Annotated in this window: 15 protein-coding genes; 5 read left to right on the plus strand and 10 right to left on the minus strand. The window is 31.2% G+C overall.

The window, feature by feature from the left end; all coding sequences use genetic code 11:
• Positions 1-113 precede the first annotated feature (113 nt).
• Positions 114-1,109, plus strand: coding sequence for a PLP-dependent cysteine synthase family protein (locus tag NH341_RS08165; protein WP_047789484.1), 996 nt, complete (start codon positions 114-116; stop codon positions 1,107-1,109).
• A 7-nt stretch (positions 1,110-1,116) separates the two neighbouring features.
• On the opposite strand, the gene NH341_RS08170 is transcribed toward NH341_RS08165, so the two are convergent.
• The 3 genes from NH341_RS08170 to NH341_RS08180 all read right to left on the minus strand — a co-directional run bounded on the left by NH341_RS08170 (position 1,117) and on the right by NH341_RS08180 (position 4,295).
• The gene (locus NH341_RS08170; RefSeq protein ID WP_047789485.1) at positions 1,117-1,866 is read right to left on the minus strand and encodes a VCBS repeat-containing protein; all 750 of its coding nucleotides are present in this window, start codon (positions 1,864-1,866) and stop codon (positions 1,117-1,119) included.
• Between the two features lie 406 nt (positions 1,867-2,272).
• On the minus strand, positions 2,273-2,938 hold the full coding sequence (locus tag NH341_RS08175) for a hypothetical protein (RefSeq protein ID WP_253056374.1): 666 nt from the start codon (positions 2,936-2,938) through the stop codon (positions 2,273-2,275).
• Between the two features lie 100 nt (positions 2,939-3,038).
• The gene (locus NH341_RS08180; RefSeq protein ID WP_253056376.1) at positions 3,039-4,295 is read right to left on the minus strand and encodes an exo-beta-N-acetylmuramidase NamZ domain-containing protein; all 1,257 of its coding nucleotides are present in this window, start codon (positions 4,293-4,295) and stop codon (positions 3,039-3,041) included.
• A 135-nt stretch (positions 4,296-4,430) separates the two neighbouring features.
• On the opposite strand from NH341_RS08180, the gene NH341_RS08185 reads away from it, so the two are divergent.
• Both NH341_RS08185 and NH341_RS08190 read left to right on the plus strand, forming a co-directional pair.
• The gene (locus NH341_RS08185; protein WP_159490911.1) at positions 4,431-5,666 is read left to right on the plus strand and encodes an FtsX-like permease family protein; all 1,236 of its coding nucleotides are present in this window, start codon (positions 4,431-4,433) and stop codon (positions 5,664-5,666) included.
• 22 nt (positions 5,667-5,688) lie between these two features.
• Positions 5,689-7,047, plus strand: coding sequence for a pyridoxal-phosphate dependent enzyme (locus tag NH341_RS08190; protein WP_073182975.1), 1,359 nt, complete (start codon positions 5,689-5,691; stop codon positions 7,045-7,047).
• 240 nt (positions 7,048-7,287) lie between these two features.
• On the opposite strand, the gene lipA is transcribed toward NH341_RS08190, so the two are convergent.
• The 6 genes from lipA to NH341_RS08220 all read right to left on the minus strand — a co-directional run bounded on the left by lipA (position 7,288) and on the right by NH341_RS08220 (position 12,917).
• Complete coding sequence (gene lipA / locus NH341_RS08195) at positions 7,288-8,157, minus strand: lipoyl synthase (protein ID WP_253056378.1); 870 nt, start codon at positions 8,155-8,157, stop codon at positions 7,288-7,290.
• A gap of 38 nt (positions 8,158-8,195) precedes the next feature.
• Positions 8,196-9,425, minus strand: a complete 1,230-nt coding sequence (locus NH341_RS08200; RefSeq protein WP_073182973.1) for an Nramp family divalent metal transporter — start codon at positions 9,423-9,425, stop codon at positions 8,196-8,198.
• Positions 9,426-9,594: 169 nt separating this feature from the next.
• A complete protein-coding gene (locus NH341_RS08205; RefSeq protein WP_082118657.1) occupies positions 9,595-10,158 on the minus strand; it encodes an RNA polymerase sigma factor in 564 nt (187 codons plus the stop codon).
• A 236-nt stretch (positions 10,159-10,394) separates the two neighbouring features.
• Positions 10,395-10,601 carry a hypothetical protein gene (locus NH341_RS08210; protein WP_047789493.1) on the minus strand — a complete coding sequence of 69 codons (207 nt, stop codon included), beginning with the start codon at positions 10,599-10,601 and terminating at the stop codon, positions 10,395-10,397.
• A gap of 114 nt (positions 10,602-10,715) precedes the next feature.
• Positions 10,716-11,726 carry a UDP-N-acetylmuramate dehydrogenase gene (murB, locus tag NH341_RS08215; protein WP_253056380.1) on the minus strand — a complete coding sequence of 337 codons (1,011 nt, stop codon included), beginning with the start codon at positions 11,724-11,726 and terminating at the stop codon, positions 10,716-10,718.
• A complete protein-coding gene (locus tag NH341_RS08220) occupies positions 11,727-12,917 on the minus strand; it encodes a pyridoxal phosphate-dependent aminotransferase (RefSeq protein ID WP_253056382.1) in 1,191 nt (396 codons plus the stop codon). It lies immediately after the preceding gene.
• Between the two features lie 158 nt (positions 12,918-13,075).
• Here NH341_RS08220 and NH341_RS08225 point away from each other — a divergent pair, with 158 nt between their 5' ends.
• Positions 13,076-14,416, plus strand: coding sequence for an aspartyl protease family protein (locus tag NH341_RS08225; RefSeq protein WP_047789496.1), 1,341 nt, complete (start codon positions 13,076-13,078; stop codon positions 14,414-14,416).
• Between the two features lie 45 nt (positions 14,417-14,461).
• Here NH341_RS08225 and NH341_RS08230 read toward each other — a convergent pair whose 3' ends face one another.
• Complete coding sequence (locus NH341_RS08230) at positions 14,462-14,866, minus strand: DUF1573 domain-containing protein (RefSeq protein WP_047789497.1); 405 nt, start codon at positions 14,864-14,866, stop codon at positions 14,462-14,464.
• 187 nt (positions 14,867-15,053) lie between these two features.
• On the opposite strand from NH341_RS08230, the gene NH341_RS08235 reads away from it, so the two are divergent.
• On the plus strand, positions 15,054-17,693 hold the full coding sequence (locus NH341_RS08235; RefSeq protein ID WP_253056384.1) for a valine--tRNA ligase: 2,640 nt from the start codon (positions 15,054-15,056) through the stop codon (positions 17,691-17,693).
• Positions 17,694-17,762: the final 69 nt, after the last annotated feature.

Below are 17,762 nucleotides of genomic sequence, written 5' to 3' on the forward strand. Positions count from 1 at the left end.
TATATTTTTGCGCTCGATTGAGTGTAAGTGTCATTGCGAAAGCAACGAACAATCTCAACAGATTTTTCGTGTCCGTTTTTCGTAATGACACTTTTTCTTATTTACAAACTATAATGAAGAGACATCAAGGTATTACCAATTCAATAATAGATTTAGTAGGTCAAACTCCCATGATTCAACTGCATCGAATTACCCAAGATTTACCGGGTACTTACTATGCAAAAGTTGAAGCTTTTAATCCAGGTCACTCTGCTAAAGATAGAATTGCATTGCATATCATAGAAACAGCAGAACAAAAAGGAATCGTAAAAGAAGGAGATATTATTGTTGAAACAACATCTGGTAACACAGGGTTTTCATTGGCAATGATTAGTATTGTAAAAGGATATAGATGTATTTTGGCAGTGAGTGATAAGTCTTCTCAAGACAAAATAGACATGTTAAAGTCTATGGGAGCAGAAGTACATGTTTGTCCTGCAAATGTTACTCCTGACGATCCTCGTTCGTATTACGAAGTAGCTAAAAGATTGCATAGAGAAAATCCAGGGTCTATTTATATCAATCAGTATTTTAATGAACTAAATATTGAAGCACATTATAAGAGTACGGGACCAGAAATTTGGGAACAAACCGACGGAAAAGTAACTCACGTAGTTGCAGCAAGCGGGACAGGAGGAACGATTTCTGGAACAGCACGTTATTTAAAAGAACAAAATCCTGATATTCAAATTTTAGGAGTCGATGCGATGGGTTCAGTGATTAAAAAGTATCATGAAACAGGTGAGTTTGATTCAAATGAAATTAGTCCCTATAAAATAGAAGGTTTAGGTAAAAACTTAATTCCTACTTCTACTGATTTTGATGTGGTAGATGTGTACGAAAAAGTATCAGATAAAGAGGCGGCTTTAAAAGCTAGAGAATTAGTAAAAGCAGAAGGTATTTTTGCAGGGTATACTTCAGGAGCAGCCTTACAAGCTACACAACAATACGCAGACAATGGTTTTTTTGATGAAAATAGTGTAGTAGTCGTAATTTTACCAGATCACGGTTCTCGTTATATGAATAAGATTTATTCTAATAACTGGATGAAAGAGCAGGGGTTTTTATAGGTAGTTCTTACTTGCTCTTGTAGTCCTTAGGAAGATTAAAAGAGAATTTTTTCATTTCTTCTCTTTTAATTTTATTGGTAATTGTATAGTTCTTTTTGTTAAGAAATTGTACCATAATAGGATAATTAGCTTTATTATTAACGTTTTTTAATTCACCTTCTTTGTATTCGAAAATATTAAATGTCCAATAATTATGATTGCTATAATTTGTTAAGGTCATTGTAATAATTTCATGGTTTCCGTCTCCATCAAAATCGTATTCTGGTCGAATAGTATCCATTTTATCAGTAAAAGAAATCTTATGGAAGGTAGAGTCTTGTGTTTGAAATAAGTATATTACTCTAACATTCATTGCTGAAATACCATTACCCATATACGGAATTATCATTTTTATGTCTTCCAGACCATCACCATTTATATCTCCAACGTAAATAGGATCGTGACCTGTATTTATTGTTGAAAATAACATGCTTTCTGGAAATTTGCAGATTTCTTTTTTATTACGAAATAAGCGAATCGTTGAAGTGTTTTCGAAATAAGTAAGTAAAGAGGTTAATTGAACTGTTAAGCTCTTTTTATTATCAAAAAAAGAGTCAATAGTAAGTGTGTGATGTATCGTATTTTTTGTGTCTAACCAATCGTAAAGCTTCCAGTTCTTATATTCTTTATATTCTGTAGAAGGAAGTTTTTCAAAAGGAAATTGAGCAAACGAAAAGCTGCTAATTAAGAGAAATATAGTGAAGTAAAATTTTTTCAAAGCGCAGCAATTTACAATAGTTTTATTTGAGATTATAAAGATAAGAAGTTTTTTTACTTTAGAGTTTACTGTATGTAGATTGACTTTGTTAAAAATTTATTCTAATAACTGTATGAAAAGATAAGGATTTTCATGAAACCCTTAACTTGTTGTTTAGTCTTTAGGAAGAGAGTTTTCCTATAATTGACAATTTAGCAAACTGGAGAATTGAATATAAGTATTCGGTGTTTATGAGAGGGATATAAGGTAAAGTAGAAAATAGAACTAGAGACAGGTTTTTATTATCTAACATTAAAGAGTAGAACTTCTTATTGATTTATTATTTTCTGATATAACTTTAAATATGTAGTTTCACTTTGGTTAATCAAACTATCTCTACGCTTAACTATAGCTGGTGTTAAGTATTTTATTTATCTATGAATTTTTCGAACATTTTTTCCCACTTATTACTATGAATATCAGTAACAAATTTGTTACCTATAAATAAAGTTATTCCTGTGTACGTTAGTGAGAAGAAAGATAAAACCTTTTTCGCATGGTCTATCAGTTCATATGCCATTTTGTAAGGTACTGAAGTGTCAATCTCAATATCTTCATTATGAGCAAGCAATTTATCGCGAATAGTTTTTAGTTTTTGAATATTCCCTACCAAAGGGGGGTTAATTTCTTCTGCTTCAAAAAAGTTAGTTGAATGTTTTATGAATTTTCTATTTGAGTCACTTTTAAGTAGTTTTATCAACTCTGGATAGAAACCAAATTTGTAAAGATTTAATTCTGATTCTGAGCGAAATTTAGATAGTTCTTCTGATAGATTTTGTTCTTTAGTTATTTTATATAAACTTTTTAAACAACGAGTTGGGTATTTTTTACTTGGTTCGTCATACAAACGAGATAGAGCTAAAACCATTTCTGTATAAGTTAAATTATAAATAATATAAGCAATATCTTTTTTATTTTGACTTTCTATATTACTGTAGGATTTAGATATTTTTTCATTTAATTTTAATGATCTTTCAGCTATTTGAACCTCTTTAAGAAGTCCTTTTATAATAATGTTTTTGATTTTATTCATTGATATGGCGTCCAACATGATTAATGATATAATTCTGTTTTAACGAATTATATTCATTAAAAATAAAATTAGTTTTTTAAGTGTTAAAAATCAAATAGAACTATTCATACAACAAATATTGCTCACGTATCTTTTTAAAGTCATTTAACCCTTGTTGCCAACTTGCTTTAATTTCTTCTTCAGAAAGCCCTTGTTCAATTTGTTCTTGTAGTTTGGTAGTACCTGCTAGTTTGGTAAAAAAAGTATTAAAAAAATCTTTTTTAGGAGACTGCTTATAGGCTTTCACTAACCAACTAAGATTTAGGTTAACTAAACGTTCAGAAGTGCTTAAATCTTCCCCAAAACACATTTTTTCTTTATGTTTTGGATGTTTTGCACCTTCATTGGGTTGTGGTGTAAAACTAAAATCAGTTTTTTCTAAATGTGGTGAACCATAAATTTGAAATTGTTTATCTGTTCCTCTTCCAGCAGATACATTGGTTCCTTCAAAAAAACATAAACTAGGGTATAAGTTTATTGAAACATCGTTCGGTAAATTAGGCGATGGTTTTATCGGTAAACTATATGTTGATTGATGTGTGTAATTTTCTAGCGGAATTACGGTTAAGTTACACTGAATACCATTTGCTAACCACTTTTCACCATTAATCATTTTACCGTATTCACCAATTGTCATTCCGTAAACTACAGGAACAGGGTGCATGCCTACAAAACTTTTGTGTTCAGGTTCTAAAATAAGTCCGTCAATATAATGTCCGTTTGGGTTTGGTCTATCTAATAAAATTACAGGAATATTTGCCTCGGCACAAGCTTCCATCACATAATGTAACGTAGAGATATAGGTGTAAAAACGTGCGCCTACATCTTGAATATCAAAAATAACAACATCAATTCCGTTTAATTGTTCAGGCGAAGGTTTCTTGTTTTTTCCGTACAACGAAATAATTGGAATCCCTGTTTTTACATCTTTTCCATCAGCTATGGCTTCACCAGCATCAGCTTTTCCTCTAAAACCATGCTCAGGAGCAAATACTTTTTGAACGTTAATTCTATCGTAATTATGTAAATAATCTACTAAGTGATGTTGTACCATTTCAGACCCCATAATGTTGGGGGCAACTTCAGCTCGTTGTAACACTTGCAATACGGAAGTTTGATTTGCAACTATGGCAATATTTTTATTCTTTAAAAGAGGAAGGTAAGCTGTAGTTCTATCAGCACCCGTTTTAATTGTTTTTGGCTGTTCTTGTATTGGCTCTTCTTTAGTAGTTGATTTTTTTTGTTGTTGTGCACAAGAAGAAAATTGAAAACTGAATACTAAAAAAAGTAAAAAAACGTAATTAAAAGTAAGCTTCATCTATAAAAAATTAAAACATAAAGGTACAGATTTCTATTTTTTAAGAATAATAAAAGTTAAAGAATTAAAACCTAGGTATTCTTCTCTTTCTTTACATAAGAATTAGTTACTTTTGGTTTGTAAAAAAGAAAACATTTGAACTTCGAATTATTTATAGCAAAACGAATCATTGCTGGAAAACAGTATAAAAGCAGTATTTCATCACCAATTATTACCATTGCAACCATTGCCATTGCTCTTGGTGTAGCTATTATGTTAATTGCAGTGTCGATTACCTCTGGGTTTCAGAATAAGGTGCGCGATAAAATGACAGGCTTTAAAGGGCATATTCAAATTGTAAATTACGATAATAACAATTCAGATGTTTCAACAGTACCGATTGATATTAACCAAGAGTTTTATCCAGAGTTTAAAAACATTGACGGCATAAAAAAAGTACAACCTTTTGCTAATGTTGGAGGGATAATTAGAACTCCTACTGATTTTGAAGGAATTATTTTTAAAGGAGTTTCGGCTGATTACGATTTTACTTTTTTTAATGAGTGTTTAGTTGAGGGTCGTTTACCAGATTTTACCCAAGATAGAAACCGAGAAATTCTAATTTCTCAATCTATTGCAAACCGATTGCATTTTAAACTAAACGATACCATTCAAACATGGTTTGGAGCAGAAAACAGTAGTTTGAAATTTAAATCAAGAAAGCCAATTATTGTGGGAATATACAATACAGGTTTTGAACAGTTTGATAAGATTATGTTGTTGGGAGACTTAAGAGAGGTTCAAAAAATTAATCGTTGGAAAGACAATGAAATAGGAGGCTTTGAAGTGTTGATTGATGATTATGATATGCTTAAAGAAAAAGGAGATGAAGTGTATACAAGTATTGGAGCAACCTTAAATAGTATTACCATTGTAAATAATTATCCTGCTATTTTTGAGTGGTTAAAACTATTAGATAATAACGTATGGTTTATTATTGGAATCATGGTGTTGGTTGCTGGAATAAACATGGTAACAGCATTGTTGGTTCTTATTCTAGAACGTGTACAAATGGTTGGAATTTTAAAAGCATTGGGAAGTGTAAATTGGAGTATCCGAAAAATATTTTTATACAATGCTTCTTACTTAATTTTAAAAGGATTGTTCTGGGGAAACCTTATTGGGCTTAGTATACTTTTAATTCAAAAATATACGAAGTTAATAAGTCTAGATCCTGAAACTTATTATGTATCAACAATGCCTGTAGATATTAATTTCTTGGCAATTTTATTGTTAAACATAGGTACGCTAATACTTTGCTTTTTAATGTTGATAGTACCTTCATATATCATTACAAAAATTCGCCCTTCAAAATCCATTCGATTTGCTTAGTTTTGCATAACATTAATAAGATATGAAGTACGCAAAAAATATATTAGAAACTATTGGTAACACACCTTTAGTTCAATTAAACTCAGTAACAAAAGAAGTAGATGCTTTAGTATTAGCTAAAGTAGAAACGTTTAATCCAGGAAACTCTGTAAAAGACCGTATGGCACTTAAAATGATAGAAGATGCTGAAGCAGATGGTCGTTTAAAGCCAGGAGGTACCATTATAGAAGGTACTTCAGGAAATACAGGAATGGGATTAGCATTAGCAGCTATTGTAAAAGGGTACAAATGTATTTTTGTAATTTCAGATAAGCAATCAAAAGAAAAAATGGATATTCTGCGTGCTGTAGGAGCAGAGGTAGTTGTTTGCCCTACGAATGTAGAACCAGATGATCCTCGTTCATATTATTCTGTATCTAAGCGTTTAGGGGAGGAAACTCCAAACTCTTGGTATGTGAATCAATATGATAATCCGTCAAACGCACAAGCACATTATGAACAAACAGGACCAGAAATTTGGGAACAGACCGATGGTAAAATCACACATTTTGTTGTTGGAGTAGGAACAGGAGGAACGGTTTCAGGGACTGCTAAGTTTTTAAAAGAAAAGAATCCAAATATTAAAATTTGGGGAGTAGATACATACGGTTCCGTATTTAAAAAATATCACGAAACTGGTATCTTTGATGAAAATGAAATCTATCCATATATTACGGAAGGAATTGGGGAAGATATTTTACCTAAAAATGTTGATTTTTCTTTAATTGATGGATTTACAAAAGTAACTGACAAAGATGCTGCTATTTACACACGCAAAATAGCTAAGGAAGAAGGGATTTTTGTAGGGAATTCAGCAGGTTCAGCTATTAAAGGATTATTACAGTTAAAAGACGAGTTTAAACCTGATGATGTAGTGGTAGTGTTGTTTCACGATCATGGAAGCCGTTATGTAGGAAAAATGTTTAATGACGATTGGATGCGTGATAGAGGATTCTTAGATGAAGAAATTACTACAGCTGAAGATTTAATTAAAGATCATATAGATAAACCATTAGTAACTGTTCAAACAGAAGAATTAGTATCGCATGCTATCGAAAGAATGCGTGCATTTAAAATATCACAGATTCCTGTAAGAGATGTAAATGGGTTTGTAGGTTCAGTAGATGAATCAGCATTATTATATAGTTATTTAGAAGATAAAAATATAGCAGAAAAGCCTATTAAAGATGTAATGGGAAGAACATATCCTACAGTTAAAAAATCAGCTTCTATTGATGAGGTATCTAAGTTAATTAACAAAGAAAATCAAGCAGTTTTAGTTGATTTAGAAAATGGAAAACACCACATCATTACAAAATATGATATAATTAGAGCTATTTAAAATTAGCATCTCTAAAGAGAATAAAAACAGGAAGCCCACTCAATTTGAGCGGGCTTCTTTGTTAATCAACTAATTCAAATAATTTACACAATGAAAACAATGTTACTTGCTTACGGTATTGTTGTTTCCAATATCTGTGCCAAAATTATAAATAAAAAGCGGTACTTTATTTAATTTTTAATTATTTGACATTTTTTTAACGTTAAACCGTTAAAAAGTTAAGGATATTTTAATTTAAGGTTAGCTAGCGTGTTTGTGTGCTTTATACGATGAACGTACTAAGGCACCACTTTCTACATACATAAAGCCCATTTCTAACCCTAATGTTTCGTATTTTTTGAATTGTTCTGGTGTTATAAATTCCTTAACAGGTAAGTGTTTTTTACTAGGTTGTAAATATTGACCGATAGTAATAACATCCAATCCAACATTACGTAAGTCTTTCATGGTTTGTATTATTTCATCTTCTGTTTCGCCTAAACCAAGCATAATTCCAGATTTAGTACGCATTCCGTTTTCTTTTAGGTATTTTAAAACCCCCAAGCTACGATCATATTTTGCTTGAATACGAACTTCACGAGTTAAGCGACGTACCGTTTCCATATTGTGAGAAACAACTTCAGGAGCTACTTCAATAATACGGTCTATTAATTTTTCGTTTCCTTGAAAATCAGGAATAAGAGTTTCTAAAGTAGTATTCGGATTAGCTCTACGAATAGCCTGTACTGTTTCAGACCAAATAATAGAACCTCCATCTTTTAAATCATCACGGTCAACAGAGGTAATTACCGCATGTTTAATATTCATTAATTTAATAGAACGAGCTACTTTTTCAGGTTCATCCCATTCAACGGTGTCTGGACGTCCAGTTTTAACACCACAAAACCCACATGAACGTGTACAGATGTTACCTAAAATCATAAAGGTAGCAGTACCTTCTCCCCAACATTCACCCATGTTTGGACAGCTTCCACTGGTACAAATAGTGTTTAATTTATATTTATCAACAAGTCCTCTTAGTTCCGTGTATTTTTTTCCTACAGGTAATTTTACACGTAACCATTTTGGTTTTTTCGTTCTTTCTGGTGTTGCTACAGTTTCGTTTGCCATTCCATAAAAATTGAACTGCAAATTTACGAAGAAAAGATTTATAAACTAAGTAAAAACCAAATACTAAATCCGAACAAAAAAACAATACCTATAAGACTCAAAATGCGTAAACCAATATTTGGTCTGTACTTTTTTGGCGTATGCTTACCAGTAATTAAGATATAGTTGAGAATAGCATAAAACGGAGCTGTTAAAAAAGATAAAACTGTGGCTATTCGTACAAGAAATACCATATCACTTAAAAAACAATATAAAATAACAGAGGTTCCAAGCGTTAACAGTAGTAACCAAAACCAGTAGCCTAATTTTATTGTTCTTGTTGTTCTCGGAAAAAGTAAAAAAGAAGATTTTTCCATAGCTCTTGGTGAAGCATCTAATGTTGTAATAGTAGTACTAAACATAGTTGTAAAAGCTGCAATACCAATAAATACAGAAGAAAATTCTCCTAAGTTTTTTGTGTATAAATTGATTAGTTGAGAAGCAAAAATAGTTCCTTTACTAGAGAATGATTCTCCTGATTGATGCATAACTAAAGCACCTAACATAACAAAACAAACTCCTAAAAATAAGGCTCCAATATAGCCAACATTAAAATCAAAAATGGCTTGTTTAGGCTTTATTTTTACAAAAGTAGTTTTGTCTTTTTCTACCGACCATAAAGAATGCCAAATAGAAATATCCAACGGAGCGGGCATCCATCCTAAGAAAGCAATTAAAAAGGTTACTTGAGCTGTTCCGCTAGGTATTATTTGTTGAAAGCTAAAACCCTTGTCAGTTTTAAATAGGGCAATGTTTACGGCTATTATAGTGCTAATGGTTAAAATAGCAATAATATACTTCATTAAGTTATCTAAAAATTTGTATTTCCCTATGCCTAGTAAAACAATACTGATGAACATAATTAATACAGACCATGCTACTAAATCAAGTGAAATACCAAAAATATTAGAAGCTAAACTGGCTGTAACAATAGTTACTGCAGCTTGAATGGTAAACATAGTTGCAATATTTAATATGAAATAGCTGATTAAAACTCCTTTACCAAGTTTTTTATAACCATCTAAAAGCGTTTCGCCTGTTGCTGTAGCATATCGAGGGCCAAATTGAAAAAAAGGATATTTGATAATGTGTACTAGGAGTAAAGCCCATAGTAAACCAAAGCCAAAATCGGCACCAGCTCTAGTTGATTGTACTAAATGGGAAACACCTATGGCAGCACCAGCAAATAATAGTCCAGGGCCTAATAGGTTTAAGAGAGATTTTTTCATGAAAAAGAGAGCTTAAAAGTTTAAATAGTCACCATCTTTTAACTTTTCAAACAAAGTTTTCAGATGCTTTTTTTCTTCTCTTTTTGGTTGAAATTCTTTTTTATGTAGATATTTTCTTATTGCATTAAACTGTAAAATCATAAAGTTTTGATTTTTATGGTTTTGCAATTTATGATTTCTTTATTATTTCAGCTAATAATTTTTTTGCACGTAATAATTTTACTTTTACATTATTTATCGGTTCCCCAATTTGCTCAGAAATTTCTTTATAACTTAATTCTTGAAAATACCGAAGGTTGATGACATCTTGATATTTTGGTTTTAATTTTTTAATGTCTTTTAGAAGTTTCGCTAAGTTTTGTTCAGTAATAATTTTGTCTTCAGGAGAAGGAGCGTCATCAACAACAGCATACACTTCTTTTTCTTGTTCTTCAGTTGTTTGTGTATATATGGTAGATTTTTTCTTTCGAAGAGAATCTATATAAACGTTTTTAGAAATTGTAATCAACCAAGTTTTAAACTGATAGTTTTCATCAAAAGTTTCAATTCTGTCAAAAGCTTTGGAAAAAGTTTGAATAGTAATATCTTCAGCATCGTTATCATTTTTAGTTTTTTTAAGCTGAAAAGCATACACGCTCCCCCAGAAAGTATCTAATAAATAATTAAAAGATATTTGATTTCCTTTTTTAGCTTGTTGAATGTGGTGAAATACTTTTTCCTGATTTATGTCCAATGCTTGGGTTTCAAAATTTGATTTGATATAAATATACTAATTTATAGCGATATTCGGTAAATACCAAGTATACCAGCTATAAAAAACTAAGTAACTCTAGTTATGGAAGAGTAATATCTTGAACGATATAACATCTAAACATAGATTTTTTTACTTTCTTTTGCAAAATAGTAGCTGCTGTAAGAGAGAAGGGTAAAGTGATAAATTCTAAAAAAGATTAGTTAATTGGTACTTGTTTAATTATTATGTTGAGGTTCACTACAAGTATCAAACTGGTCTGGAGTTTTACCACAAAATCCACAAGCTTCACCACTCTCATTTAACATCGGGTTTTGGCTAGCACAAGTACCAGCAAACTCTCCGTCTTTTTTTGCCCAAATTTTAATGGCAATTCCAGCAAATGCTAACGCTAATAATCCTATGGTAACAAAAATTAATTTCATGATGTATTGTTTTGTACTGCAAAGATACGAACTTCATATTTTTTTGTATGAAATTAAATAAATTTATACTAATGAAATTGAAGTATGGCTAAAATGTTAGAATTAATTGTAATTTTATAAAATAATGTTTACCTCTATTTCTAGGTTAATATTAAACTTTTCTTTGATAGTGTGTTGAATATTTTGTGCTAATTCATAAATTTCATTTCCCTTTGCATTTCCGTAATTTACTAAGACTAAGGCTTGCTTTTCGTGGACTCCATAGTCGCCAAAACGCTTTCCTTTAAATCCACTTTGTTCAATTAACCAACCAGCTGGTACTTTAATTTCAGTATCAGAAATAACATAACTAGGAGTATTAGGATACTTTTTCTGAAGTTTTTCAAAATGTTCTCTTGAAATTACTGGATTTTTAAAGAAACTACCACTGTTTCCTATTTCTTTTGGATCGGGTAATTTTGATTGACGTATGGCGATTACAGCATCAGAAATATCTTTTATAGTTGGATTTGTAATATCTTTTGAAGCTAACTCAGACTCAATAGCTCCGTAGGAAGTATTAAGTTTGTGATTGTTTTTAGTGAGTTGAAAACTTACTGAAGTTAACACATATTTACCTTTGGCTTCTTTTTTAAAGATGGAATTACGGTATCCAAACTGACATTCTTCCGCAGAAAAAGAAACTAATTTTCCTGTTTTTATTTCAACAGCTTCTACTTTTGTGATAGTATCTTTTACTTCAACTCCATAGGCTCCAATGTTTTGGATAGGACAAGTACCTACATTTCCAGGGATTAGAGATAAGTTTTCCAGTCCACCATAGTTTTGAGAAACGCACCACAACACAAATTCATGCCAGTTTTCACCAGCATTTACTGTTAGGTGAATATTGTTAGGGTTTTCTCTATCAATAGAAATTCCTTTAATATCAATATGTACAACTAGGTTTTCAATATCTTTGGTAAGTAACATGTTACTACCACCAGAAATTAAAAAAAGATTTTTTTCTTCTTTTAAAAGCTGTTGTAGTTGGTATACAGAAGTAATAGAAACAAAACGTTTGGCATTTACATCAATACCAAACGTGTTGTACTCTTTTAAAGATATGTTTTCTTGAATATTCAATTAACTATTATATTTTTCTAAGGCGATTTTTAATATCTCAACTGAACGTTTTAAATCGGCTTTGTTTAAAACATAGGCAATACGCACCTGATTTTTTCCTTCACCTTCGGTAGAATAGAATCCACTTGCAGGAGCTACCATTACCGTTTCATTATTATCGCTGAATTTTTCTAAAATCCATTGAGCAAAGTCATCTGTATCTTTTACTGGTAATTCAGCAACACAGTAAAAAGCACCTTTAGGATTGGCAACTTTTACTCCTTCAATTTTTTGCAACTCAGAAATCAAGGTATTTCTACGATCCTCATACTCTTCAATAACTTCATCAAAATAACTTTGAGGAGTATCTAAAGCAGCTTCACTGGCAATTAAGGCATAGGTTGGTGGGCTTAGACGTGCTTGAGCAAATTTAATAGCTGTTCCAATAAATTCTTCATTTTTAGAAACAATACAACCAATTCTTGCACCACACATACTGTAACGTTTCGATACAGAATCAATCATAATAGCATTTTGTTCTAATCCTTCTAAAGCCATTACCGAGTTATGCTTTTCACCATCATAGGTAAACTCACGATATACTTCATCAGCAATTAAAAATAAATCATGTTTTAACACAATTTGTTTTAGCTTTTCAATTTCTTCTTTGCTGTATAAATATCCAGTTGGATTCCCAGGGTTACAAATTAAAATTGCTTTAGTTTTTGGAGTAATTAACTTCTCAAAATCTTCAATAGCAGGTAAAGCAAAGTTATTTTCAATTTTAGAAATAACAGGAACTACTTTTACACCTGAAGCTGTAGAGAAACCATTATAGTTAGCATAAAAAGGTTCAGGTATAATAATTTCATCTCCTGGATCGGTAATACTACCAATAGTAAATAATAAAGCCTCTGAACCTCCTGTAGTAGCTATGATATTATTAGCCGTTACATGAATGTCATTTTTAGCATAGTAATTAGCAAGCTTAGTCCTGTATTCTTCTGAACCTTCAGATCTAGCATATGATAATACTTCAATACTATTGTTTTTTACTGCGTCTAAAGCAACTTGTGGTGTTTTAATATCAGGTTGACCAATATTTAAATGATAAACTTTTGTTCCATTTTTTTTAGCAGCCTCAGCAAAAGGAACCAATTTACGAATTGGTGATTGAGGCATTGCGTATCCTTTACTAGAAATTGATGGCATTTTTAAATTAAATTAGTTGTTTGAAAGGCAAATTTGCAAAATATATTTGAGAGTATTAGAATGTTTACGATGAAAAAATCGGTTAAAAAAATCATAAAAACCAGAATTTCTAAAATGAAGGTTGTATATTTAAGTATATAACTATAAAATAAGTTCTTTTGAATAGATTATTACTATACTTTTTTATACTTTTTTTAAGTACTTCAGCTTTTACTCAACAAAACTTTCAGTTTTTAGGTAAAGAGATTGATAAACAATCGATAAAGTTTCAGTTAATTAACAATTTAGTCGTTATTCCATTGGAAATTAATGGACACAAACTATCATTTATTTTGGATACAGGGGTAAATAAGACAATTTTATTTAATCTAACTTCTAAAGATAGTATTGGTTTAAATAATGTAAAAAAAGTGTTTATAAGGGGGTTAGGGAGTGGAGCTCCAGTAGAAGCATTATTTTCTAGAGGTAATAATTTTAGAATTAAAAACATAGCTAGTTCTAATCAAGGGTTATATGTTATTTTGAAAGATGCTTTTGATATTTCTGCTAAAATGGGAACAACCATTCACGGTATTATAGGGTATGATTTATTAAAAGATGTTATAGTCAAAATTAATTATGCTAGCAAGAGGATTGATTTTTACAACCCTAAAACTTATAAACTGAATGTATGTAATAGATGTGAAAGTTTTCCTTTACAATTTTATAGAAATAAACCTTACATAGATGTAAATGTGCAAGTTGATACTTTGAAAACAACAATGTTACCAGTAAAATTATTAATTGATACAGGAGGTAGTGACGCAGTTTGGTTGTTTGAGGGAACAAAAAAAGAGTTGAAAACACCTAAGAAGTTTTTTAAAGATATAATAGGAGAGGGGTTTAGTGGTACTATCTATGGAAATAGAAGTAGGCTTCAGAAAATTTCTATAGGAAAGTTTAAAATAAGTGAACCAACAGTATCTTTTTTAGATTCTTCATCAACCTTTAATGCCAGACAATTTAAAGAAAGGAATGGTAGTATTGGCGGAGGAATTTTAAAACGTTTTAAGGTATGGCTTGATTACCCGAATAAAAGAGTAATACTGAAAAAGAACGCTTCATTAAATAGAGGCTTTTATTATAATATGAGTGGTCTACATATAATATATGATGGGCAAGAGTTAATAAAAGAAAAAGGAGCGACTAAGTTTGAAGATGCTTATGGTTCAAATAATCAAACACAAAAAAGTAATGTAATTTCTTTAGTAAGTACATATTTTTATCGTTTTAAGCCTAAGTATAAAATAGATAAAGTAGTAGAAAATTCACCAGCTTTTAAAGCAGGTCTTCAAATTGGAGATGTAATAAAGAGAATTAATGGAAAGGCGGCACATGAATATCATTTAAATGAGATTATAGATATGTTTCATACAAAACCAGGTAAGAAAATAAAGATAGAAGCAGAAAGAGCAGGTGTTAGGCTAAGGTTTATGTTTAAGCTAGAACAAAGAATATAAAAAAAGCTCAACATTTGTTGAGCTTTTTTTATGTATAATAAGTTTTTAGCTATCGCTTACCGTACTTTTCTCTTTGGCAGGAGTTGCATCCTTTACAATGAATCCTTTAATTTTAACTCTTTTTCTTTTGTTTTTAGCATTTGAAATAACAGTTAAAGTTTTAGAAAAACCACCTAATCTTTTTGTATCGTAAGAAACTTCAATTTGTCCTTTTTTACCAGGCATAATTGGTTCTTCAGGTTTAGTAGGTACTGTACATCCACAAGGAGATACGATATCCTTAATTATAATAGGAGCTTCACCTACGTTTGTAAATTCAAATACGCGTTTTCCTTCAGACCCATAAGCTATTTTTCCATAGTCAATAGTTTCAGTTTCAAATTTAAATTCTTGAGCGCTTACTGTTAAGGTAATAAAGCAAACAGCGATAAATGATAAAATTGTTCTCATAATGTTAAAAATTAATTTTTTAGGGTATTAACCGCTACAAATTTAGTATTATTTCTTTAAGTTCTAAAAAAACAACCTCTAATTTTCTGTACCTCATAGATAGTTGTATTTTTGCTAATCGAATTTCAAAAACAATGCCAAAGGTTAAAAAATGTTAAATTATTAACCATAAAGATACACATAACATATGAATATTCCATCAAAATATAATTCCAAAGAAGTAGAAGGAAAATGGTACGATTACTGGATGAAACACAATTACTTTCATTCAGAAGTAGATGAACGCGAACCCTATACAATTGTTATACCGCCACCAAACGTTACAGGAGTATTACATATGGGGCATATGTTAAACAATACAATTCAAGATGTGTTAATTCGTCGTGCTCGTTTACAAGGAAAAAATGCGTGTTGGGTTCCAGGTACTGACCACGCCTCAATTGCTACTGAAGCAAAAGTAGTAGCGAAATTAAAAGAACAAGGTATTGATAAAAATGATTTAACTCGTGAAGAATTTTTAGCACATGCTTGGGAATGGAAAAATGAGTATGGAGGGATTATTTTAGATCAATTAAAAAAGTTAGGAGCTTCTTGTGATTGGGAACGTACTGCATTTACCATGGATCCTGCATTGTCAGAATCAGTAATTAAGGTATTTGTGGACCTATATAATAAAGGCTTAATTTACCGTGGATATCGTATGGTGAATTGGGATCCAGAAGCAAAAACTACACTTTCTGACGAAGAAGTTATCTACGAAGAACGTCAAGGTAATTTATATTACTTACAGTACGATATAGTAGGTTCTGATGAAAAAGTAACTATTGCAACTACACGTCCAGAAACTATTCTAGGAGATACAGCTATTTGTATCAACCCAAACGATGAGCGTTTTACGCATTTAAAAGGTAAAAAAGCAATTGTTCCTTTATGTAATAGAGAAATTCCAATTATTGAAGACGAATATGTAGATGTTGAGTTTGGTACAGGGTGTTTAAAAGTAACACCTGCACATGACGAAAATGATAAAACCTTAGGAGATAAGCATAACTTAGAAGTAATCGATATTTTTAATGAAGACGCTACCTTAAATTCTTTTGGATTACATTATGAAGGAAAAGACCGTTTTGTTGTTAGAAAGGAAATATCTAAAGAATTAGAGGAGAAAGGTTACTTAATTAAAACAGAAGTTCATACTAATAAAGTTGGGACTTCAGAAAGAACGAAAGCGGTAATTGAACCAAGATTATCGGATCAATGGTTCTTAAAAATGGAAGAGTTGGTAAAGCCAGCTATTGAAGCTGTATTAGGAGAAGATAGAGAAGTAAAGTTATTCCCTAAAAAGTTTGAAAATACATACCGCCACTGGATGGAAAACATCCGTGATTGGAATATTTCTCGTCAATTATGGTGGGGACAACAAATTCCTGCTTTCTATTTTGGAGATGGAAAGGAAGATTTTGTAGTAGCTGAAAATATTGAAGATGCAGTAAAATTAGCTCAAGAAAAAACAGGTAATTCTTCGTTGTCTGCGTCAGATTTAAAACAAGATCCAGATGCGCTAGATACTTGGTTCTCTTCTTGGTTATGGCCAATGTCGGTTTTCGATGGAATTCGTAATCCAGAAAATGAAGAAATAAAGTACTACTATCCAACCAATGATTTAGTAACTGGACCAGATATTTTATTTTTCTGGGTGGCACGTATGATTATTGCTGGGTATGAATACAAAGATGAACGTCCGTTTGAAAACGTATACCTAACAGGGTTAGTACGTGATAAGCAACGTAGAAAAATGAGTAAATCCTTAGGGAACTCACCAGATGCTTTAAAGTTAATTGAAGATTTTGGAGCTGACGGAGTTCGTGTAGGGTTATTATTAAGTGCAGCGGCTGGAAACGATTTATTATTTGATGAAGATTTATGCCAACAAGGAAAAGGATTTGCTAATAAAATTTGGAATACCTTCCGTTTAATTAAAGGGTGGGAAATAGACGAAAGTTTAGCGCAACCAGAAACGGCTAAAATAGGATTAGCTTGGTATGAGGCTAAGTTTAATAAAGTGTTGTTAGAAATAGAAGATCACTTTAGTAAGTATCGTTTATCAGATGCTTTAATGGCAATTTACAAGTTAATTACTGATGATTTTTCATCATGGTTATTAGAAATTGTAAAGCCAGGATACCAACAACCAATCGATGCAAAAACATACAAAGCTGTAATAGAAGTATTAGAGAATAATTTAAAAGTATTACATCCATTTATGCCTTTCTTAACAGAGGAAATTTGGCAACACATTACAGAAAGAACTCCTGAAGATGCATTAATTATAGCTAAATATCCAACAGTAGGAGAAACAAATGAAGAATTGATAACGAATTTTGAATTTGCTACAGGGGTTGTTTCAGGAATTAGAACAATTAGAAAAAATAAAAATATTTCGTTTAAAGATGCTATCGAGCTATCAGTGGTGAATAATGAAAATTTTACTAAAAAGTTTGATGCAGTAATTCAAAAGCTAACAAATGCTTCAGATATAAATTATGTTACCGATAAGGTAGAAGGCGCAGCATCTTTCCGTGTAAAATCAAATGAATATTTTGTGCCAATTTCATTGGATACAATCGATGTAGAAGCAGAAATAACTAAGCTAAATGCAGAGTTAAAAAGAGCTGAAGGTTTCTTAACAGGAATTCAAAAGAAGTTGTCAAACGAGCGATTTGTAAGCAATGCACCAGAGCAAGTAATAGCTTTAGAGCGCAAAAAAGAGTCAGATACCTTAGCTAAAATTGAAACGATCAAAGCTAGTTTAGCTTCGTTACAGTAAGAAAATAAACTCAAAGGAATAAAAAACTCCGCTGTAAACTTACAGCGGACTTTTTATATAGTAAGATAC

It is taken from the genome of Tenacibaculum sp. XPcli2-G (genome assembly GCF_024124505.1).
GTDB classification, from domain to species: Bacteria; Bacteroidota; Bacteroidia; order Flavobacteriales; family Flavobacteriaceae; genus Polaribacter; species Polaribacter mesophilus.

Bases quoted from the DNA above. Each gene is read 5' to 3' on its own strand.
- NH341_RS08220 (WP_253056382.1), bottom strand. From the start codon at position 12,917: ATGCCATCAATTTCTAGTAAAGGATACGCAATGCCTCAATCACCAATT.
- NH341_RS08210 (WP_047789493.1), bottom strand. From the start codon at position 10,601: ATGAAATTAATTTTTGTTACCATAGGATTATTAGCGTTAGCATTTGCT.
- NH341_RS08235 (WP_253056384.1), top strand. From the start codon at position 15,054: ATGAATATTCCATCAAAATATAATTCCAAAGAAGTAGAAGGAAAATGG.
- NH341_RS08165 (WP_047789484.1), top strand. From the start codon at position 114: ATGAAGAGACATCAAGGTATTACCAATTCAATAATAGATTTAGTAGGT.
- NH341_RS08190 (WP_073182975.1), top strand. From the start codon at position 5,689: ATGAAGTACGCAAAAAATATATTAGAAACTATTGGTAACACACCTTTA.
- NH341_RS08180 (WP_253056376.1), bottom strand. From the start codon at position 4,295: ATGAAGCTTACTTTTAATTACGTTTTTTTACTTTTTTTAGTATTCAGT.
- lipA (WP_253056378.1), bottom strand. From the start codon at position 8,157: ATGGCAAACGAAACTGTAGCAACACCAGAAAGAACGAAAAAACCAAAA.
- NH341_RS08200 (WP_073182973.1), bottom strand. From the start codon at position 9,425: ATGAAAAAATCTCTCTTAAACCTATTAGGCCCTGGACTATTATTTGCT.
- NH341_RS08175 (WP_253056374.1), bottom strand. From the start codon at position 2,938: ATGAATAAAATCAAAAACATTATTATAAAAGGACTTCTTAAAGAGGTT.
- NH341_RS08230 (WP_047789497.1), bottom strand. From the start codon at position 14,866: ATGAGAACAATTTTATCATTTATCGCTGTTTGCTTTATTACCTTAACA.